This is a genomic window from Vreelandella sp. DA03-1M (assembly GCF_055725665.1).
In genome coordinates, this window is record NZ_CM146798.1 from 477,008 (window position 1) to 496,390 (window position 19,383).

Annotated in this window: 18 protein-coding genes; 14 read left to right on the plus strand and 4 right to left on the minus strand. The window is 57.4% G+C overall.

From position 1 onward, the window contains the following. Positions 1-4: 4 nt before the first annotated feature. From thrC to ACXUPB_RS02255, 3 genes are read left to right on the plus strand one after another with little or no spacing between them, the layout of a single operon-like run. On the plus strand, positions 5-1,393 hold the full coding sequence (gene thrC / locus ACXUPB_RS02245; RefSeq protein WP_472955152.1) for a threonine synthase: 1,389 nt from the start codon (positions 5-7) through the stop codon (positions 1,391-1,393). A 7-nt stretch (positions 1,394-1,400) separates the two neighbouring features. Further along, the gene (locus ACXUPB_RS02250; RefSeq protein ID WP_472955154.1) at positions 1,401-3,212 is read left to right on the plus strand and encodes a single-stranded-DNA-specific exonuclease RecJ; all 1,812 of its coding nucleotides are present in this window, start codon (positions 1,401-1,403) and stop codon (positions 3,210-3,212) included. A gap of 44 nt (positions 3,213-3,256) precedes the next feature. Beyond that, positions 3,257-3,886: a YitT family protein gene (locus ACXUPB_RS02255; RefSeq protein WP_179915369.1), complete on the plus strand. Its 630-nt coding sequence runs from the start codon at positions 3,257-3,259 to the stop codon at positions 3,884-3,886. Between the two features lie 74 nt (positions 3,887-3,960). Here ACXUPB_RS02255 and ACXUPB_RS02260 read toward each other — a convergent pair whose 3' ends face one another. Continuing rightward, the gene (locus tag ACXUPB_RS02260; protein WP_472955157.1) at positions 3,961-6,546 is read right to left on the minus strand and encodes a heavy metal translocating P-type ATPase; all 2,586 of its coding nucleotides are present in this window, start codon (positions 6,544-6,546) and stop codon (positions 3,961-3,963) included. Next, positions 6,543-6,971 (minus strand): MerR family transcriptional regulator, encoded by a 429-nt coding sequence (locus tag ACXUPB_RS02265; RefSeq protein WP_035564945.1) that lies wholly within the window; start codon positions 6,969-6,971, stop codon positions 6,543-6,545. Before ACXUPB_RS02265 ends, ACXUPB_RS02260 begins: the two co-directional genes overlap by 4 nt. A 264-nt stretch (positions 6,972-7,235) precedes the next feature. Between ACXUPB_RS02265 and ACXUPB_RS02270 the strand changes: the two genes are divergently transcribed. From ACXUPB_RS02270 to ACXUPB_RS02305, 8 genes are all read left to right on the plus strand, one after another. Continuing rightward, entirely contained in the window at positions 7,236-8,564 is a 1,329-nt protein-coding gene (locus tag ACXUPB_RS02270; protein WP_179915367.1) for an OmpP1/FadL family transporter, read from the plus strand. A 163-nt stretch (positions 8,565-8,727) separates the two neighbouring features. Next, positions 8,728-9,826 (plus strand): peptide chain release factor 2 gene (prfB, locus tag ACXUPB_RS02275; RefSeq protein WP_179915366.1). Its coding sequence is split into 2 segments (ribosomal slippage): positions 8,728-8,802 and positions 8,804-9,826, totalling 1,098 coding nucleotides; the frame shifts between segments, so codons are not numbered across the junction. A gap of 35 nt (positions 9,827-9,861) precedes the next feature. Beyond that, a complete protein-coding gene (gene lysS, locus ACXUPB_RS02280) occupies positions 9,862-11,373 on the plus strand; it encodes a lysine--tRNA ligase (RefSeq protein WP_035564939.1) in 1,512 nt (503 codons plus the stop codon). Between the two features lie 83 nt (positions 11,374-11,456). After that, positions 11,457-11,843 (plus strand): hypothetical protein, encoded by a 387-nt coding sequence (locus ACXUPB_RS02285; RefSeq protein ID WP_179915365.1) that lies wholly within the window; start codon positions 11,457-11,459, stop codon positions 11,841-11,843. A 214-nt stretch (positions 11,844-12,057) separates the two neighbouring features. After that, positions 12,058-13,461: an MFS transporter gene (locus tag ACXUPB_RS02290; RefSeq protein WP_035564936.1), complete on the plus strand. Its 1,404-nt coding sequence runs from the start codon at positions 12,058-12,060 to the stop codon at positions 13,459-13,461. Between the two features lie 41 nt (positions 13,462-13,502). Next, the gene (locus tag ACXUPB_RS02295) at positions 13,503-13,811 is read left to right on the plus strand and encodes a BolA family protein (protein WP_035564934.1); all 309 of its coding nucleotides are present in this window, start codon (positions 13,503-13,505) and stop codon (positions 13,809-13,811) included. Continuing rightward, positions 13,808-14,677 carry a hypothetical protein gene (locus ACXUPB_RS02300; RefSeq protein ID WP_035564932.1) on the plus strand — a complete coding sequence of 290 codons (870 nt, stop codon included), beginning with the start codon at positions 13,808-13,810 and terminating at the stop codon, positions 14,675-14,677. The genes ACXUPB_RS02295 and ACXUPB_RS02300 overlap by 4 nt, the downstream gene beginning before the upstream one ends. Beyond that, the gene (locus tag ACXUPB_RS02305) at positions 14,677-15,153 is read left to right on the plus strand and encodes a GNAT family N-acetyltransferase (protein WP_035564928.1); all 477 of its coding nucleotides are present in this window, start codon (positions 14,677-14,679) and stop codon (positions 15,151-15,153) included. The genes ACXUPB_RS02300 and ACXUPB_RS02305 overlap by 1 nt, the downstream gene beginning before the upstream one ends. A 38-nt stretch (positions 15,154-15,191) precedes the next feature. On the opposite strand, the gene zapB is transcribed toward ACXUPB_RS02305, so the two are convergent. Both zapB and rsmD read right to left on the minus strand, forming a co-directional pair. Then, positions 15,192-15,386, minus strand: coding sequence for a cell division protein ZapB (gene zapB, locus ACXUPB_RS02310; RefSeq protein WP_035564924.1), 195 nt, complete (start codon positions 15,384-15,386; stop codon positions 15,192-15,194). Positions 15,387-15,521: 135 nt separating this feature from the next. Beyond that, entirely contained in the window at positions 15,522-16,154 is a 633-nt protein-coding gene (gene rsmD, locus ACXUPB_RS02315; RefSeq protein WP_035564922.1) for a 16S rRNA (guanine(966)-N(2))-methyltransferase RsmD, read from the minus strand. 90 nt (positions 16,155-16,244) lie between these two features. Between rsmD and ftsY the strand changes: the two genes are divergently transcribed. Genes ftsY through ftsX form a run of 3 tightly spaced genes read left to right on the plus strand, consistent with a single transcriptional unit; the run spans position 16,245 to position 19,314 of the window. Then, positions 16,245-17,609: a signal recognition particle-docking protein FtsY gene (gene ftsY / locus ACXUPB_RS02320; protein ID WP_472955162.1), complete on the plus strand. Its 1,365-nt coding sequence runs from the start codon at positions 16,245-16,247 to the stop codon at positions 17,607-17,609. After that, positions 17,606-18,274 carry a cell division ATP-binding protein FtsE gene (gene ftsE, locus ACXUPB_RS02325; protein ID WP_035564792.1) on the plus strand — a complete coding sequence of 223 codons (669 nt, stop codon included), beginning with the start codon at positions 17,606-17,608 and terminating at the stop codon, positions 18,272-18,274. Before ftsY ends, ftsE begins: the two co-directional genes overlap by 4 nt. Beyond that, positions 18,271-19,314, plus strand: a complete 1,044-nt coding sequence (ftsX, locus tag ACXUPB_RS02330) for a permease-like cell division protein FtsX (RefSeq protein ID WP_179915363.1) — start codon at positions 18,271-18,273, stop codon at positions 19,312-19,314. Before ftsE ends, ftsX begins: the two co-directional genes overlap by 4 nt. Positions 19,315-19,383 lie beyond the last annotated feature (69 nt).

Below are 19,383 nucleotides of genomic sequence, written 5' to 3' on the forward strand. Positions count from 1 at the left end.
CCAGATGCGCTATATCAGCACGCGTGGGCAGGCGCCTGCGCTCTCTTTTGAAGAAGTAGTGCTTACCGGCATGGCCAGCGACGGCGGACTGTATGTGCCGGAAACACTGCCTGAATTCTCCCGCGAAGAGCTCGCCGATATGGCCGGGCTTTCCTATGCGGAGATCGCTTTTCGGGTGATGAAGCCGTTTGTGAACGGTGAAATCGACGACACGACGTTCCGTAGCATTGTGACCGAAGCCTACGCGACGTTTAATCACGATGCGGTCGTGCCGCTTAAGCAGCTAGATGCCAATCACTTTCTGCTTGAGCAGTTTCATGGCCCGACGCTGGCGTTTAAAGATGTGGCGCTACAGTTGCTCGGTCGCTTGCTGGATCACTTCCTGAAAAAACGCGGCGAGCGCGCAGTGATCATGGGGGCGACCTCAGGCGATACCGGTTCGGCGGCGATTGAGGGCTGCCGCCACTGCGACAACCTGGATATCTTTATTCTGCACCCGCACAAACGCGTCTCGGAAGTTCAGCGTCGTCAAATGACCTCGGTACTGGCCAATAACGTCTTCAATATTGCTATTGAGGGTAATTTCGACGACGCCCAGGCGATGGTCAAGGCAAGCTTTGCCGACCAAACGTTCCTTAACGGCACGCGCCTGGTGGCGGTAAACTCGATCAACTGGGCGCGTATTATGGCCCAGATCGTTTACTACATCGCCTCAGGCGTTGCGCTGGGCGCACCGCACCGCGAGGTGAGCTTCTGCGTACCGTCCGCCAACTTCGGTAATGTGTTTGCAGGCTACATGGCCTACAAAATGGGCCTGCCGGTGAAGCAGTTCATCATCGCCACCAACGCCAACGATATTCTGCATCGCACGCTGGCTGCTAACGACTTCTCCAAAAAGGAGTTGGCGGCCACCCTGGCGCCTTCCATGGATATCGTGGTGTCGTCCAACTTCGAGCGCTTGCTGTTTGATGCTTACGACCGCGACGGTATGGCCGTGGCAGCCCTGCTTGAGCGTTTCCAGCAGGAGCCCTCGGCCCTGGCTGATGCGCCGCTGGCCAAGCTGCGCGAGAAGTTCTCAAGCTATAGCGTGGACGATGCAACGATTCTGGAAGTGATCCGAGACGCTCATAAACGCACTGGTGAGATGCTCGATCCGCATACGGCGACCGGTTATATTGCCGCTGAGCGCGCCCGGGCTGATCAGTCAACGCCGGTGATTACCCTGGCGACGGCGCATCCGGCCAAGTTTGCCGAAGCCGTGGTGAAAGCGGGCTTCCTGGGCGTGCCACTGCCACCGCATATGGAAGACCTGATTGAGCGCGAAGAGCGCTACACAGTGCTCCCTGCGGAACTTGCCGCCGTGCAGCAGTTCGTTGCGGAAAACCGGCGTTAACGAATTAATGGCCTCAGTGACTGATTTACCCCATCGCACGCTGTCGTCTAGCAAGAGCGAGCCGCGCTTAGAGCCTCGTCCAGTGGATGAGGCTCTCTATGCCCGTGCCCAGGAGGAGGGGCTAAGCGAACTGCAGGCGCGTTTGCTGGCCTCGCGCTTACCGGGCTACAGCGGTGAGTTGCTACCGTTAATTGCACCTAGCCTGCGTTATTTGGCCCACCCGGAGAAACTGGCTGACGGTCGCCGCGCCGCTGAGCGCATCGCTCAGGCGGTGGCAGAGGGTGAGGCTATCGGCATTCTCACCGACTACGACGTGGATGGCATTACCTCCCACGTGGTGATCCGGCGCACGCTGGTGGAGCTGTTTGGGGTGCCGGAAGGCAAGCTGCACAGTCTGATCGGCCATCGTATTAACGACGGCTACGGCATCAGCTTGCCGCTGGTAGAGCGCACCCTGGCGCAAAAGCCGTTTCCGACCCTGGTGATTACCGCCGACTGTGGCAGCTCCGATGAGCCACGGATTGCGCGCCTAAAAGCGGCGGGTATCGACGTGGTCGTCAGCGACCACCATGCGCTGCCTATCGAGGGGCCGCCCTCTTCTGCTTATGCCTGCGTAAATCCTACCCGCTCGGACTGTGACTATCCTGACAAAACCATCGCCGGCTGTATGGTGGCATGGCTATTGATGTCGCTTGCGCGCGGAGTATTGATCGAGTGGGGAGCGCTGCCGGATTCAACACCTAAACTGTCGCCCTGGCTCTCTTACGTCGCGCTAGGCACGGTAGCGGATTGCGTTTCCCTGGGTGGCAGCCCCGCCAACCGCGCGGTGGTTAATCATGGTTTAACGCTGATCAATCGCATGGACGCCGCGTGCTGGCGCGCCATGGCCACGCGCTTAGGCGCCGACAGCGTGCCGTTTAACGCGGAGACGTTAGCGTTTCAGATGGGGCCGCGTATCAATGCCCGCTCGCGGCTGGACGACCCCTACGCGGCGCTGCACTTTATGCTGGCCGAGAACGATGGAGTCGCCAATCGCCAGCTCGACGTGCTGGATCAGGATAATCAGTCCCGTAAAGCAATTGAGGCCGATATGGCCGCCGAGGCGCGCACTCTCGCCACAGCGGCTCTGGACGCCGACGAGCCCGCCGTGGTGGTGCTGCTTGAAGACGGGCACCCCGGCGTACAGGGTATCGTCGCCTCGCGGTTAGTGCAGGCCTACGGGCGCCCGGCACTGGTGCTAACTCAAGCAACAGCACCGGGCATGCTCACCGGCTCTGGCCGCTCAATTGACGGACTGCACCTGCGCGATGCTCTTCAGCGTACCTATGAGCTTGCTCCCGAGGCGTTGCCACGCTTTGGCGGCCATACTGGCGCGGCAGGGGTAGGCGTGCCACGGGATCAGCTTGACGCCTTTAAAGCGGCTTTCTTGAGGGCTGTAGGCGAGCAGTTGGAGGGACGAACGCTCTATCCGCGCCTATGGACGGATGGCGAGCTCTCCACGGCACAGCTTTCGCTGACCACCCTGCAGGAGATCGAAACCCTTGGCCCCTACGGGCGTGAATTCGACCCGCCGCTATTTGAAGGCCGCTTTATTGTCGAGGCGCTGCGCCCGGTGGGTGCCGACGGCGCGCACCTGATGCTGGAGCTCTCCACTGGCCCGGTGACCTGCAAAGCGATCTGGTTTCGTGCGTTAACACCGGGGGAGCTGCCAGGGTTTAACGTGGGCGATACGCTGCACTGTGCCTATAAGCTCAATCGCAACCGCTGGCGCGGCCGCGAGACGCTGCAGTTAATGGTCGAGCATGCCAGCGCTATCTAAACTAGCCACTTAACAACCTCAACAGCCTAAGTAAGGACGCTCCCATGCGTGTTGAAGATTTACCCAAGGATCAACATCGTCCCTATGAAGATGTGATGGCGATGCTGCTGGGCACGTTCTTTGTCGCATTGGGGGTGACCTTTTACACCCATGCGGTGTTGCTGACCGGCAGTACGGCAGGCTTGGCGCTGCTATTAAGCTATATGACCAGCAGCGTGACCGGCTGGGGCTTTGGGGTGTACTTTTTTGCCATTAACCTGCCGTTTTACTACTTGGCGGTTAAGCGCATGGGCTGGAGTTTTACCCTACGTACCTTCGCCGCTATTGGTCTGGTATCGCTGTTTTCGGAGCTAACCCAAGGCTGGGTGCAGTTTGACAGCGTGCCCTCGATCTACGCTGCGTTAATGGGCGGCGCGCTGATGGGCATCGGTATGCTGATGCTGTTTCGTCACCGCACCAGCCTTGGCGGTATCAATATTCTTGCGCTCTACTTGCAGGATAAACATGGCCTGCGTGCAGGCTACGTTCAACTGGCCATTGATGGCGTTATCCTGCTGATTGCGTTAACGCAGCTACCGCTGGATCGCGTGGGTTATTCGGTACTAGGGGCGCTGACGCTCAATCTAATTATCGCCCTGAACCATAAGCCAGGGCGCTATATTGGAGTGAGCTAAAGGCGTTTAGCCAAGCCAGAACCACCACACTATTAGTATGATGAGTCCCAGGCCTGCCAAATTGATCAATAAGCTCATGAGGCGTCCTCCTGGCTGGCTTTCCACAGCCGCAAGCGGTTGGCGTTACTCACTACGGTGATGGAAGAGAGTGACATGGCAGCGCCCGCTATCATCGGTGAGAGCAGCATGCCGGTGATCGGGTAAAGCACCCCCGCCGCGATGGGAATGCACAGCAGGTTGTAGCCAAAGGCACCCACCAGGTTCTGTTTGATATTGCGTAGCGTGGCGCGACTGATCTCTATCGCAGACGCCACCCCGTGCAGCGAGCCACGCATTAGCGTGATGCCCGCGCTCTCAATCGCCACATCGGTGCCTTGACCAATCGCAAAGCCCACATTTGCTCGGGCCAGCGCTGGGGCATCATTGATGCCATCGCCCACCATGCCAACGATTTCCCCCGCCTGTTGACGGCGCTCGATCTCGGCGTGCTTGTCTTCAGGCAATAAGCCCGCGCGAAACTCATCAATGCCCACTTCCCGGGCAATAGCTTTGGCGGTATGCTCGTTATCCCCGGTTAACATCACGATGGTTAAGCCGTCTTTTTGCAGGCGCTTGATCGCGGCAATAGTATCGTGACGAAGCGGGTCGCTGATGCCAAACAGGGCGGCCAGCTTGCCATCCACCGCTAGATACACCAGTGTGCGGGCCTGCTCCTCCATAGCGTGGGCCTGCTCTTCACCTGCTTTGAGATCCACTCCAGCCTCGCTTAACAGGCGTGCATTGCCCAGCAGCAGCGCTTTGCCGTCGGCGGTTTGGGCTTTTACCCCGCCACCGGTCACACTGTCGAAACCATTAATCTCGGCAGGGGCAGCGTTGTGTTCATCCGCATAGTTCATTAACGCCGCTGCCAGCGGGTGTTCAGAGCCGCGCTCAAGTGCGTTCACCAGCGCCAGTACGGTGGATTGCTCCACGCCAAACATTTGTGCATCGGTAACGCTGGGCTTGCCCTGGGTGAGCGTGCCGGTCTTATCAACGACTAGCGTGGTCAGCTTGCTAGCGGTTTGCAGCGCCTCGCCGCTACGTACCAGTACCCCGTGCTCTGCCGCTTTACCGACGCCGATCATGGTCGAGATTGGCGTGGCCAGGCCCAGCGCGCAGGGACAAGCAATGATCAGCACGGTGGTCGCCGTCACCAGCATATGGATCACCTGGGGAGCGGGGCCTAGGTTGAACCACACCAGGGCAGTCAGCACGGCAATAATCATCACCGAGGGGACAAACACGCTGGAGACCTGGTCGGCGAGCTCGCCAATCGGAGGCCGCGAGTTCTGAGCGCTCGCCACCTGCTCGGTAATCTGGCCCAGCCGGGTGTCGGCGCCTACTCGCGTTGCTTGATACACCAGCCCACCGCGGCCATTCACCGTGCCAGCGCTGACGTCATCCCCCTCACGTTTCGCTACCGGTAGGGGCTCGCCAGTAAGCATCGACTCATCAATATGGCTTTCGCCTTCGGTTACCTGGCCATCCACAGGCAAGCGTTCGCCGGGCCGCACTCGAACTTGGTCGCCTGCTTGCACGGCATCAATCTCAATTTCCTGCTCATGGCCGTCGCGAATAACCCTCGCTGTTCGGCTCTGTAAGTCAAGCAGGCGCTTTAAAGCATTGCTGGTCCGGCCGCGGGCGCGCAGTTCCATGGCATTGCCGAGCAGAATCAGCCCGATCACCATGGCGGAGGCTTCAAAATAGATGCCTTGAGCGACTTCCGGCAACCACGGGGCGAACAGCACCACCGTCATGGAGTAGAGCCAGGCAGTGCCGGTGCCTATGGCAACCAACGTATCCATATTGGCTTGGCGATGCTTAAATTGCTTCCAGGCGTTGACGAAAAAGTGTCGCCCAGGGAAGGCCATAATGCCCAGAGTTAATAGACCAATCACCAACCAGTAGAGACGCCCCAGCCCCATGGGATGAGGGTGGAAAAACAGCATGCTAACCATGAGTGGAATCGCCAGTGCCAACGAGATGGTGCTGCCGCGTAGCCGTTTTTGGTAGGTCTTGGCATCCTGCTCTGCCCGGGTGCGTTCGGCTTCCCGCATATCCACAATCGGCTCGGCACCATAGCCCGCTGACTCAACGGCGGCGATTAACGCTTGGGTCTCGGCACTGCCAAACACCTGGGCGGAGTGGCTGCCAAAGTTGACGCTGGCGGTGTCCACACCCTCGGTACGTTCAAGCGCTTTCTGAACGCTGTTGACGCAGCTGGCGCAGGTCATCCCGCTAATTGCCAAGCGCTGTTTCTTGCTTTGCCCTTGAGAATGGGAGTGAACACTTGCAGTTTTTTCAGCTTCGGCATCAGCGGGTGCCGCGGTTTCTGGCTGCTTATCAGCATCGTCTGGGGCTGCTTCCTCCAGCGCTGCTTCGCCTGGCGGGTAGCCCGCCGCGGTCAAGCGTTGATCAAGCTCGGCGTCGGTTAGAGTCGAAACAACCTCGAGGCGTTTTTCGCTAGGCATGCCGGTGACGTCTGCTTCAGGGTCACCACTTTGAATCGCCTCGCGCATACGCTTGACGCAGCCCTGGCAATTCATGCCGGGGATGGTTCGCGTGGTGGCTCCATTGGCAGGGCTTACGCTTGAGGCGGCTTCGGTAGAGGCGTCGCTCATGGGGTCTCCTTGGTAGACGTGGCGTCAGGAAAACTCTCAATCAGGCGGCACACGCTGTGGCCGTCGGGGGAACCGTCGGGCATCTGCTGCCAGCTCTCCATGGCCTGTTCCATTCGTTCGGCTAGCGCTTCCAGCTCGGCAATGCGTGCGCGAATTTGTGGCAGGCGGCTGGCAAGTAAGTCGCGTACCAAGGGGCAGGGGGAATCGCCTTGATCGGCATGAGTGAGGATGTCGCGAATTTCCGCCACGCTAAACCCTAGTTTGCGCGCCCGCTGGATAAACCGTAGCCGCTCTAAGTCGTTATCTGAAAATAGCTGATAGCCGTTATCCGGGTGGCGCTGAGGAGCAAGTAGCCGCTCACGAGCGTAGTGGCGCACGGTCTCCGCAGTAACCCCGCCACGTTTGGCAAGCTCGTTAACTTTCATGGCCTGTTCTCCCGACCGGTTAAATAGTCGCTATTGAGTGTAGAACCTATGGGTTACCCATAGGTCAAGGGTGCCTTTATTCAATCAGCTGAAATGACTAAAACACTGATTTAAAACGGTCGTGCGACTAATGTATAAGCCAGAAATAAAATAAAACGAACGTTTGCCCTTGAACCTTTGGCTCAGTTGCGAGAAAACAGTCATGTAAAAATAAAGAGGGTGGATCGTCGGTATCCACTGGATCATCGGGAAGAGAGGCCCACTATGAATAATAAATTTAATAAGCTCACCCTGGCTGCTGCCATTACGGCCGCTTTCGCTAGCCAAGCCCACGCGGGCGGGTATCAAATTAACGAGCAGAGCGTGAGTGGGCAGGGTTATGGCCATGCCGGGCGAAGCTCTAACATCCATGATGCAACCATTGTGTACGGTAACCCGGCGGGTATGTCGTTTTTGGATCGTGCGCAAGTGACGGTTGGGGGAACCTATCTAAACGTAAATACTGATCTTTCTAATGTCGAAGCTAGCCGCTTTATTGATTCGGGTGTGGCCGCTGGCGGGGCCCCCAATGGCAATCAGATTCCCATCGGCAGCATTCCTGGGGGGAATGATGGCGATATGGTGCCAGGTACTCCCATTCCTTTTGCATTCTATGCGCAGCCAGTGACTGATCAGTTAGCGTTTGGGTTCGGGGTATATGCACCCTTTGGCTCCAAAACCGACTACGAAGATGATTTCCAGGGACGCTATTTTGGCGACTATACCGAAGTCAAGGTGATCAGTGCGCAGCCGACGGTTTCTTATCGCTTTAATGATCAGTGGTCGGTTGGTGCGGGTATTACCTATAACCAAGTGGAAGGTGAACTGCGTCGCCAGCTACCCTCTGAAGCTACGTTTAATCCAGCTACCGATATCGACTCGCGCGTTGACGGCGAAGACGAAGCGTGGGGCTACAACTTAGGCGTGATCTATCGCCCGATACCCGAAACCACCTTGGGTCTGACTTACCGTTCAAAAGTGGACTACACATTGGAAGGGGATTTTAGCGCTACCGATCCCCAGGGTAATGTCCTTCGCTCAGATACCGCGAACCTGGATTTAACCACCCCGGAGACGGTTAACTTCTCCGTAACCCAGCAGATGACCGATCGTCTCAAACTGATGTTCGGGGCGTCCTGGGTTCGCTGGAGCCAATTTGATCAAATTTTGGTTACCGGTAGCCAAGGCGATACGATTACCCAAGAAGTTCAGAACTATTCAAACGCCTGGGCGTTTGCCTCCGGCGGCGAGTATCAGTTAACGAAGACATTAGCGCTTCGTGCTGGGGTAACGTTGGACTTTACACCCACCAATGATGAAGACCGCAGCGTGCGTATTCCTTCTGACGATCGGCGTATTTTCTCGCTGGGGGCAGGATGGAGCCCAACGCCTGATATGACCATTGACGTGGCGTACTCCTATCTCACGGAGCGAGGCACCTTTGTTGAACAGGATCGTAACGACCTGCTCCAAGGTGCAGGCGGCGCGTCCTACTCAGCCGACTACAAAAACGAAGCCCACGGTTTTGGTGCGCAGTTAACCTATCGCTTTTAAGCTTTAGAGAGCTAAACCCCCATGAAACCCGGCGCACGCCGGGTTTTTTATTGCCTTGTGACAGGCCATTGGATGCGGGGCGTGTCGGCTTTCGTTACACTATGCGCTTTTCTGATCGATACACCTCTGTACGACCAGATACAGACAAAGCTAGGGCGATCCCATGTTGGAAACCAACCCGATTCACAACCAGATCAAGGACCTGTCTGAGCGGACAGACGTTCTTAGGGGGTATCTTTGACTATGCCGAGAAGAAAGATCGGCTAGAAGAGGTCACCCGCGAACTGGAAGACCCCAATGTCTGGAATGATCCAGACTACGCGCAGAAATTAGGCAAAGAGCGTGCCTCCCTTGAAGCCATTGTGGCGACCATTGATGACCTTGAGCAGGGCCTGGGCGATAGCCGGGATCTGTTAGAGCTTGCCGAGATGGAAGAGGACGAAGGCACCGTTGATGAGGTGCGCCATGAGCTGGACGGCATGCAAGCCGCGCTGGAGAAGCTTGAGTTTCGGCGCATGTTTTCCGGCGAAATGGACCCAAATAACGCCTATCTGGAAATTCAGTCCGGTTCCGGTGGTACGGAAGCCCAGGATTGGGCCAATATTTTGCTGCGCATGTACCTACGCTGGGCGGAGAGCCACGGCTTTAAAGCCGATATCACCGAAATCTCCGCGGGCGAAGTGGCGGGCATTAAGTCAGCCACTGTGCATGTTCAGGGCGATTACGCCTTCGGTTGGCTACGTACCGAAACCGGTGTGCACCGGCTAGTGCGTAAAAGTCCGTTCGATTCCGGCGGTCGTCGGCACACCTCCTTTGCCTCGGTCTTTCTGTCACCGGAAATTGACGACAGTTTTGAAGTGGAAATTAATCCCTCGGACTTGCGTGTTGATACCTACCGCTCAAGTGGTGCAGGCGGTCAGCACGTTAACACTACCGATTCAGCGGTGCGGATCACCCACGAACCGACCGGCATCGTAGTGGCCTGTCAGGGCCAGCGCAGCCAGCACGCCAACCGCGACTTTGCCATGAAGCAGTTAAAGGCGCGGCTCTGGGAGCACGAGATGCAGAAGCGAAATGCCGCCAAGCAGGAGGCCGAAGACTCCAAGGCGGATATCGGCTGGGGCAGCCAGATCCGTTCTTACGTGCTTGACGACCAGCGCATCAAGGATTTGCGCACCAGCGTGCAGTCCAGCAATTGCGATAAAGTGCTCGACGGGGATATTGATCAATTTATCGTTGCTAGCCTAAAGCAAGGTTTGTAATTTTTTTTAGCGTTTGAACATGAACAGGGTGCCCCATGGCTAACCAAGACGCGTCTCCTGCAGACAACGAAAACCACCTGATCGCCGAGCGCCGTGCCAAGCTGACTGCTCGCCGTGAGCGCGCCGCTGAGCAGGGAAAGAGTGCGTTTCCCAACGATTTTCGCCGCGACAGCTTAACCGTTGAGCTGCAAAATGCCTTCGGCGATAAAGACAAGGCCGAGCTTGAAGCGCTGGATCACCACGCTGCGGTGGCCGGTCGTGTGATGCGTCAACGTGGCCCCTTCATCGTCATTCAGGACGTGGCTGGGCAAATCCAGCTCTACGTGGATAAAAAGGGCCTGCCCGCCGACGTACTGGAAGACGTTAAAAGCTGGGATATCGGTGACATCGTTGCTGCCCACGGGCCGGTGCATAAATCTGGCAAGGGCGATCTGTACGTGATGATGAAGGAGGCGCAGCTGCTCACCAAGAGCCTGCGTCCGCTGCCGGATAAGTTTCACGGCCTCACCGATATGGAAGCCCGCTATCGCCAGCGCTATGTGGATCTGATCATGAATCCGCAGTCGCGCAAGGTGTTTGAAACCCGCGCAGCGGTGATCAGCTCCATGCGACGTTTTTTTGAAGCGCGCGGTTTTATGGAAGTAGAGACGCCGATGCTCCAGCCGATCCCCGGCGGCGCGGCGGCACGGCCGTTCATTACCCACCACAATGCGCTGGATATCGACATGTATCTGCGTATTGCGCCAGAGCTTTACCTCAAGCGTCTGGTGGTGGGCGGCTTTGAAAAAGTGTTCGAGATTAACCGCAACTTCCGCAACGAAGGGTTATCAACGCGCCACAACCCAGAATTCACCATGGTGGAGTTCTACTGGGCGTACGCGGATTACCGCGACCTGCTGGATATGACCGAAGCCATGCTGCGCACCGCGGCTGAAGAAGTGCTCGGCAGCGCGGTGATTGAGTATCAGGGAGCGAGCTACGATTTCGGCAAACCTTTTGCCCGCTTGACGCTGCGTCAGGCGATTCTTGATCACGGTGACGGCATTGCCGACAGCGATTTGGATTCGCTGGAAGCGGCGCGGGCCACTGCTGAGAAACTCGGCATCAAGGTCAAGGAGAGCTGGGGCCTGGGCAAGGTGCAGACGGAAATCTTTGAAGAGGTGGCCGAGCACAAGTTGGATCAGCCCACCTTTATCACCGAGTACCCGGCTGAAGTGAGTCCGCTTGCTCGGCGTAATGACGCGAATCCCTTTGTCACCGACCGCTTTGAGTTCTTTGTGGGCGGGCGCGAAATCGCCAACGGGTTCTCGGAGCTCAACGACGCCGAAGACCAAGCAGAGCGTTTCCGCGCCCAATCAGCGGAAAAAGACGCTGGCGACCTGGAGGCGATGTACTACGATGCGGACTATGTGCGCGCACTGGAGTACGGCATGCCGCCTACCGCGGGAGAAGGTATCGGTATTGATCGTCTGGTGATGCTGTTTACCGACAGCCCTTCCATTCGTGATGTGCTGCTGTTCCCGGCGATGCGCCCCGAAGTGGTTTAAACCATTCGATAGCGGATGAAAAGTTGGTAAGGGCGCGTTATAGCGCCCATAATGGTCAACGTTTCGACGGCGAGGAGAATCCCATGAAACTGCTTAACCGCTCCGCACTGAGCGTCAGGCCGACCCAGCCCTTTGTGGACTGGATCAACGCGCTGGAACCCACCATGGGAGACGACGACCTGACCCTGGACGACGTCGAACGTGAAAGTACCATTTATCTGATTCCAGAGATGGATACTCCAGAGGCGCTGGAAACGTTTGTGCGCGAGCGCTGTGTGGAAATTCTCGAGACTGAGTTGCGCGCTTGGGAAGAGGATGAGCGCCAGTGGCCGGACAAGATAGATTGGGCACTGTTTCAAAAATTTGTGCGCGTTGAACATAGCTACCTAGCAATTGATTTGGACGACGAAACAGCCCTTGAGATTTCCGAAGTCGATGATGCATTGTTATTAGACAGTGAGCAGGATTAGCGTGCTAATATTTTAGGCAAGCTCAGTGCTGCCTGCGCGGCTGTTTGATACAGCCATTTAGCGCACTAGGAAACCGGCTTAGGCCGGTTTTTTTGTTTTCAAGTTAATTGTTTTGAAAACAATGGCTTTGAAGGCGGCGGTTTTGAAAATAAGCATTCTGAAAACAATGGTTTTAGCCGTTTCGTTTAGGAACACTCTTCCCTAGGACTTCGCTATGCGACTGTTTGAAACCCGCCCTGGCGACGATGGCCTGCCTGGGCCTGAGCGTGCCTTGGCCGTGCTGGCGTTGGTAACCGGTACCTTAATGGCGGTGGTGGACACCACCATGATCAATCTGGCGCTGCCCACCATCGCCGCGGATTTAAATGTGTCGGCATCTCGTGCGGTATGGATCACCAACCTCTTTCAAGTGGTCTGTGCGGCGTTTTTACTCGTGTTTGCGGGCATCAGTGAGCTGATCACACGGCGCAGGCTTTACCTGTTCGGGCTGGCGACCTTTGTTGCCGCTGCGCTGGGGGCAGCGCTATCGCGTAACCTGGAAACGCTGCTGGTATTTCGCGCTTTCCAGGGGCTTGGCGCCGCCGCGACGCTCTCCATTGGTCCGTCGCTGTATCGGGCTATTTTCCCTTCGCGATTGCTGGGCAGTGCGCTTGGCTTGAGCGCGTTGGTGGTGGCCGGTGGCTACGCCGCGGGGCCCACATTGAGCGGTGTGATCTTGTCCTTTGCTGATTGGCCCTGGCTGTTTGCTTTAAATGTGCCGCTAGGTCTCTGTTCGCTTTGGTTGGCCAAGCGCGCCTTGCCGCGTGAAGAGCCGCGCAAAGGCAGTTTTGATGTAGTTGGGGCGCTGCTCTCGGTCGTTATGCTGGCCAGTTTCTTTATTGCCATGGACGCTGTGAGCCACGCCGCGCCGATTTGGCAAAGCGGTGGCTGGGCGCTCCTGACGGTGCTGGCCTGTGGCGGTTTTATTGCCCGCCAGCGACGTGCGCCTTATCCATTACTGCCGCTTAGCGTATTTGCCGAGCCGCGCTTTACACTGGCCGTTTCTGCTTCAGGACTTGCCTTTATTGGCCAGGGTCTTACGTTTGTTGCCCTGTCATTTTTCTACCAGGAACAGATGGGGTTTTCACCGCTGGAAACCGCTTGGCTATTCACTCCTTGGCCGCTGGCTATCATGTTCGTTGGTCCTGTGGCCGGGCGCCTAGCCGACAGGATCAATCCCAGCATCCTTTCCAGCACAGGGCTTAGCTTGCTGATCATTGGCCTGATTGCGCTGGCGTTAGTTGATGAGTCGACCGGTGTAGCCGGCAGTTTATGGCGCACCGCGTTATGCGGCATTGGCTTTGGGCTGTTCCAGCCGCCCAATAATCGCGAAATGATGGGTAGCCTGCCGCCGGAGCGTAGCGCTAACGTTTCGGGGGTAATGAGCACAACACGCACGGTGGGCCAGTCGTTCGGCGTTGCTCTGGTTGGCGCCGCCCTGGCGTTAGGGTGGCCAGTGCAGGTAACGCTCTGGTTGGGGGCGATAACCACGCTGCTAGCGCTATTGGCAAGCGTTGCACGTATGCCACTGGCAAGGCGTGCATTACACGCTCGTCGGGCATCGTCTGCCGGGCAGTAAGCGCGTACAATAAAGTGGTTTGTGATCTCAAGGAGAACCCCATGACGCTGCAGACACAGATTGAGCAGAAGTTAGCGGCACTCGCGCCCGATGTGCTGCAGGTTGAAAACGAAAGCCACATGCACAGCGTGCCCGCGAACTCTGAAACCCACTTCAAAGTGACGCTGGTAAGCGATGCCTTCGACGGTATGATGCCGGTGAAGCGCCACCAGCAGATTTATGCGCTATTGGCCGATGAGCTGTCAGGGCCAGTGCATGCCCTGGCGCTGCATCTTTATACGCCCGCCGAGTGGCAGGCGCGTGGCGGAGAGCGTCCGAATTCGCCCAACTGTCGTGGCGGCGGAAAGTGAACCAGGAAGTTATTCGGCGCCACTATCTGGACGCCATGGGCATTACCGCCTGGGGCTCGCGCTACCAACTTCCCAATGCACTGCCTACTGAAGCCTGCGAGTGGGACGATGTTGCGCCGGCACCTACGCCACCCCGGGAGCGGCTGCAGGCGTTGTTGGATGATGCCCCTGCGCCAAGGCGGAACGCGCCTGAGCCTCAGGCGTCAGGCGAGGCTATCGCCTCGCCTTCGGCGGTACGCGCGTTGTTACTGAAGGATAAGCCCAGCTCAGAAAAATCGGACCAAGCCAAACAGAGCCAAACCAAGCAGGTTAGCGCCCAATCCGATACGGCTGAGCCTACTGCTGATGCAACACTTGCTACGCCAGCCAAGCCCCTTAAGTTCTCCCTCTCCTGTCTATGCCTTAATGGCCGCTGGCTAGTGCTACAAGCGGGCGAAATGAGTGCGCTTGAGCAGCAGTTGTTGGCTAATCTACTTCAAGCAGCGGCCATTCAGCAGAGCGCGTTGCCGGAGGTAACGCACTTTACCTGGCCGCAAATGACCAACGCCTTTGCTGTTGAGGACCCACTAGATGAAGCGCGTGAAGGGTTAGCGGCCTTTATTGCAGGCCAAGTAAGTCGGCAGGAGTGGCAGCTAACCCGGCTGCTCTGGTGGGGCGAGCTGGGCGCTGAACAAGCGCCGCTAGATCGTATAATGAACGTGAACGAAGGCCAAAGTCACACGCTTTCGCTGCCTGTATGGCAGGGCCCCTCGCTTGCTGCACTTCTCGACGGCACCCGCAGTAAGCGCGATCTATGGCCAGAGCTGCAGGCCTTAAACCAGCAGTGGACCCGCGATAGTTCACCCGGCGCTGAGCCAGCAGTTTGATGATCACTGAACTTAGCGTTGAGCATCTAGCCTTATTGAAGGCACTGGAGGGTCAGGCACAAAGCGGTACCTCCGACTCGCAAATGCTGGAAGCGCTGGGCAGCCAAGACACCTGTGTAGTGGGCTGGTGGCAGGATGAAAAGCTGCTGGGTTACGCCATCGTGGCGCGACTGCCGTTTGAGGCGGAACTTCAAACGATAGGGGTTGTGCCTGAGTGCCGCCGAAGTGGGGCGGGCTTTGCATTAATGGAAGCCGTTTTAACGCAGGCTAAGCGCTGGTCAAGTGAGCGTCTGCTGCTGGAAGTGCGAGTGGGAAATCTAAACGCTATTCGGCTCTATCAGCGCATGGGGCTTACCGAAGACGGGTACCGGAAAGGATACTACCCGGCTCAGGCCGCTCATTCGGCCCAAAGCGACCCGGCGGCACAAAGTACCGCCGGGCGCGAGGATGCACTGCTGATGTCGCGAACCCTCTAAGCTGGTCGTGAGACTCTGTCGGTCGCGAGTGGCGTCGATTAAGAGGCGCTGGCCGTGTCGAGACTATCGAATTTGCTGAGTAGGCTATTGAGGCGACGCTCCCACTCTTCGCGCTCCTCTTTCAGCTTGTCGTTTTCGCCACGCAGTTCTTCATTTTCCAGTTTCATCATTTCCAGCGCGTCAACAGTATCGGTGACTTTCTGTTCAAGCTGATTAAATAGTTCCAAACTCATGTATATCTCCCTAGCGTAAAAACGAGAACCCAAAAAAAGGTAGTCAAAAAGTACCCAAAAAAACAAGCGGAAAGCTTGTCTGCAGGGACGAATGAAGCGAGCGTAACGCCACCACCGCGCGGCGGCAAGCGCTGTTTACCGCTGTTGACGTTGATAAAGCCGTGCGGTGCTTTCACCCGCCTGGGTTTCGCGGTGTAACTGCCAGTTGGCGGGGACCTCTGGGGCAAGCGATGTCTCGGTTTCAAGGTAAATCATTGCCCCGTCACTCAGCCAGCCGCCACTCTCCAACGCCTTACAGCACGGTTCGGCCAACTGCTGATGAAAGGGTGGGTCGAGGAACACCAGTGAATAGGGCTGTGCAGGGCGTGTCAGGTAGGCCTGAACATCGTTAATATGCACCGTGCTTGAGGTAATATGCAGAGAGGCCAGATTAGTCGACAGCTGCGCTGCCACGCGTGGGTCGCGCTCGACAAAATCGACACAGGCCGCACCGCGAGAGACCGCTTCAATACCGAGTGCGCCGGTACCGGCGAAGAGGTCGAGCACCTGCTGACTATAAAGCTGCTGTCCTAGCCAATTGAACAGCGTTTCACGCACGCGGTCAGGTGTTGGACGCAGGCCTGGGCTATCCAATATGGGCAGCTGACGGCGGCGAAACTCACCACCGATAATGCGCAGTTTGCCAAGTGATTTACCAAGCGGCTTGCCACCTCGCTGAGCAGGCGTGCGGCGGGAGGCGGATGAGCGAGAGGAGCGTTGTCGTGTCATGAGGCGGATTGTAGCGGGCTGCTTATCCAAAGTCTCGGGTTAGGGTGTTAGCATAACCTTAATGTTCACTATTTATATCGAGTAACACACATGTTTGGTTTTTTTAAGCGTAAGAATAAGCAAGACCCGCAGCAGGCGCCCCAAGACTCGCAGCAGGCGCCAGAGGAAGAGCAGCGTCTAAAAGATCAGCCTCAAGAGCGAGCTGATGAGGGGGACATTGAGGCTCCAGATACCTCTTCGGAAGCCGTTGAAGAGACTCCGCCCGTGCCGGAAACTTTGCCAGAGCCAGAGCCAGAGCCAGAGCCAGAGCCAGAGCCAGAGCCAGAGCCAGAGCCAGAGCCAGAGCCAGAGCCAGAGCCAGAGCCAGAGCCAGAGCCAGAGCCAGAGCCAGAGCCAGAGCCAGAGCCAGAGCCAGAGCCAGAGCCAGAGCCAGAGCCCGTTCGTGAAACGGCGCAACGTCCTGCTTTACAGGAAAAGCCAGTCGCCGAAAAAAGTGAACAGCAAGGCGAACAGAAAGGCTGGTTTGCACGTATCAAATCAGGCCTGGGGAAAACCCGTGCCAATCTAACCGACGGCATCGCCGATCTGTTTTTAGGCAAAAAACAGATTGATGACGAGCTGCTGGAAGATCTGGAAACGCAGCTGCTAATGGCCGATGTCGGTATTGACGCGACGACCGAGATTATTGGGCGCCTGGAAGCGCGCGTCTCACGTAAAGAGCTAAATAACCCTGAGGCGCTTTACCGTGGCTTGCAGGAAGAGCTGTCCACCATGCTGGCGCCGGTCGCCAAGCCGCTGGTGCTGGAGAAGGCGGGCAAGGGGCCGTTTGTTATTTTAGTGGTAGGCGTTAACGGCGTGGGTAAAACCACCACCATTGGCAAACTTACCCAGCGTTTTCAGCGCGAAGGCAAAAGCGTCATGTTGGCCGCCGGTGACACCTTCCGTGCCGCCGCTGTCGAACAGCTTAAAGTCTGGGGTGAACGCAACCGTGTGCCGGTGATCGCCCAACACACCGGTGCGGACAGCGCCTCGGTGATTTACGATGCGGTAGCGGCTGCCACTGCGCGAGGTGTTGATGTGCTGATCGCCGACACTGCCGGGCGGCTGCACAACAAAAGCCACCTGATGGAAGAGCTGAAAAAAGTCCATCGGGTGATGCAGAAGCTAGATGACACCGCGCCACACGAGGTGATGCTGGTGTTGGATGCAGGCACCGGACAAAACGCTATTTCCCAGGCCAGCACCTTTAATGATGCCGTGCCAGTTAGCGGGATCACGCTAACCAAACTGGATGGCACCGCCAAAGGTGGCATTATCTTTGCACTGGCCAAACAGTTGGAAACACCCATTCGCTTTATCGGCGTAGGGGAGGGTATCGACGATCTGCGCCCCTTCGAGGCTAATGATTTTGTCCACGCGCTGTTTGACCGCCAAGGGGACGATGCCAACGCATGATCGCCTTTGAGCATGTGGGAAAACGCTACGGCGGTCGTTTCGAAGCCCTGGCGCATCTCAACTTTCGGGTCGCTCGGGGCGAGATGGTGTTTCTGACTGGCCACTCCGGCGCGGGTAAAAGCTCGCTACTACGCTTAGTGATGCGTCTTGAGAAACCTAGTCGCGGGCGCGTCGTCGTTGCGGGTCATGATATTGCCCAACTGCATGCCAGCCAGGTGCCGTTCTATCGGCGTCAGATTGGCGTGGTCTTTCAGGATCACCAGCTGCTATTTGATCGCAGTATTTTCCACAATGTTTCGCTGCCACTGGAGATCCAGGGGGTTGAGCCCCGTGAAGCCGCCCGTCGCGTGCGCGCAGCGTTAGATAAAGTGGGGCTGCTGCACCGTGAAAAGGCTTTGCCGATAGAGCTGTCGGGTGGCGAGCAGCAGCGCGTCGGCATTGCCCGGGCGGTGGTCAACAAGCCTGCGCTACTGCTTGCCGATGAGCCTACGGGTAATCTGGATCCACAGCTTTCAGCGGACATTATGGCGCTATTTGAGGATTTTAACCGAATTGGTACCACGGTAATGATCGCCAGCCACGACTTGGCCCTGATTGCCCGGTTGCGCCACCGCATCCTGCGTTTAAGCGATGGTCGTTTGGTGGCCGACGAGGGGGCAGCATGAAGTCCTCCGCGACGCCAAGGCGTCAGCAGGGAGCGGCATTAAAAACGCCGCGTAAAGCTGCTGCTAAACCACCGGCCGATAAACCCTCACAGCGAGGTGCACGTTCCCAACAAACGCGCTTTTCCAGCCGTCTGCGGGCCTGGGGACGCCACCATCGCAGCATGGCGTGGGATAGTTTTCAGCGCTTGGTACGTTATCCCTTGGGTAATCTGCTAACGATGTTAGCCATCGCCATTGCCCTGGTGCTGCCCGCTGCGCTGTGGTTGACCCTGGACAGTGCGCGTCTGCTGGATGCCGAGCTTGATGAAAGCGCCACGCTCACCGTTTATCTGGAATTGAGCACCGATGATGCCCAGGCGCAGCGTATCGAAGAGGCGGTCAACGCTGAGCAGAGCGTGCTTGAGACGCAGTTGATCAGCGCTGAACAGGGCATGGCGGAGTTTCAGGAGTCGCTGGGGCTGGATAATGCCTTGGCGGGTTTGGAGAGCAACCCGCTGCCCATCAGTATCGTGGTGCACCCGTCAAGCATCGAACCGGCCGCCATGCAGCAGTTAGCTGCTACGCTTGAAGCCTTTTCCGGGGTTGATGAGGTGCGTCTTGATCTGGCCTGGGTGGAGCGGCTGAGAAACCTGGCTGAACTGGGAAGGCGCGTTGCGCTGGCGCTGGGAGCGCTGTTTGGCCTGGGCGTTTTGCTGGTGGTTGGTAACACTATTCGCCTGTCGGTGGAAAGTCGCCGCCGCGAGATCGAAGTGGTGATGCTGATTGGTGCCACTCACGCCTTTGTCAGACGCCCATTCCTATACAGTGGGGCTTGGTACGGTATTGGTGGTGGGTTGTTAGCGCTCGGGTTGCTGGGCGTGGGGAACCACTGGCTGTCACTGCCGGTGGCCGCCCTGGCGGCGAGCTACGGTGCCAGCTTCTCGTTACCTCAACTCGACGTGACAGGCTCTACAATTCTGCTATCTTGCAGTACACTACTAGGCTGGTTGGGTGCTTGGTTGGCGGTAACTCGCCATCTCTCAAGTATCCGCCCAAAATGATTCAGCAGGCCGATTCAATAGCGCGTGAACCTTATTCTTGCGATAAGGTCTTTGTAAGACAGAATCATG

Bases quoted from the DNA above. Each gene is read 5' to 3' on its own strand.
- thrC (WP_472955152.1), top strand. From the start codon at position 5: ATGCGCTATATCAGCACGCGTGGGCAGGCGCCTGCGCTCTCTTTTGAA.
- ACXUPB_RS02250 (WP_472955154.1), top strand. From the start codon at position 1,401: ATGGCCTCAGTGACTGATTTACCCCATCGCACGCTGTCGTCTAGCAAG.
- ACXUPB_RS02255 (WP_179915369.1), top strand. From the start codon at position 3,257: ATGCGTGTTGAAGATTTACCCAAGGATCAACATCGTCCCTATGAAGAT.
- ACXUPB_RS02260 (WP_472955157.1), bottom strand. From the start codon at position 6,546: ATGAGCGACGCCTCTACCGAAGCCGCCTCAAGCGTAAGCCCTGCCAAT.
- ACXUPB_RS02265 (WP_035564945.1), bottom strand. From the start codon at position 6,971: ATGAAAGTTAACGAGCTTGCCAAACGTGGCGGGGTTACTGCGGAGACC.
- ACXUPB_RS02270 (WP_179915367.1), top strand. From the start codon at position 7,236: ATGAATAATAAATTTAATAAGCTCACCCTGGCTGCTGCCATTACGGCC.
- lysS (WP_035564939.1), top strand. From the start codon at position 9,862: ATGGCTAACCAAGACGCGTCTCCTGCAGACAACGAAAACCACCTGATC.
- ACXUPB_RS02285 (WP_179915365.1), top strand. From the start codon at position 11,457: ATGAAACTGCTTAACCGCTCCGCACTGAGCGTCAGGCCGACCCAGCCC.
- ACXUPB_RS02290 (WP_035564936.1), top strand. From the start codon at position 12,058: ATGCGACTGTTTGAAACCCGCCCTGGCGACGATGGCCTGCCTGGGCCT.
- ACXUPB_RS02295 (WP_035564934.1), top strand. From the start codon at position 13,503: ATGACGCTGCAGACACAGATTGAGCAGAAGTTAGCGGCACTCGCGCCC.
- ACXUPB_RS02305 (WP_035564928.1), top strand. From the start codon at position 14,677: ATGATCACTGAACTTAGCGTTGAGCATCTAGCCTTATTGAAGGCACTG.
- zapB (WP_035564924.1), bottom strand. From the start codon at position 15,386: ATGAGTTTGGAACTATTTAATCAGCTTGAACAGAAAGTCACCGATACT.
- rsmD (WP_035564922.1), bottom strand. From the start codon at position 16,154: ATGACACGACAACGCTCCTCTCGCTCATCCGCCTCCCGCCGCACGCCT.
- ftsY (WP_472955162.1), top strand. From the start codon at position 16,245: ATGTTTGGTTTTTTTAAGCGTAAGAATAAGCAAGACCCGCAGCAGGCG.
- ftsE (WP_035564792.1), top strand. From the start codon at position 17,606: ATGATCGCCTTTGAGCATGTGGGAAAACGCTACGGCGGTCGTTTCGAA.
- ftsX (WP_179915363.1), top strand. From the start codon at position 18,271: ATGAAGTCCTCCGCGACGCCAAGGCGTCAGCAGGGAGCGGCATTAAAA.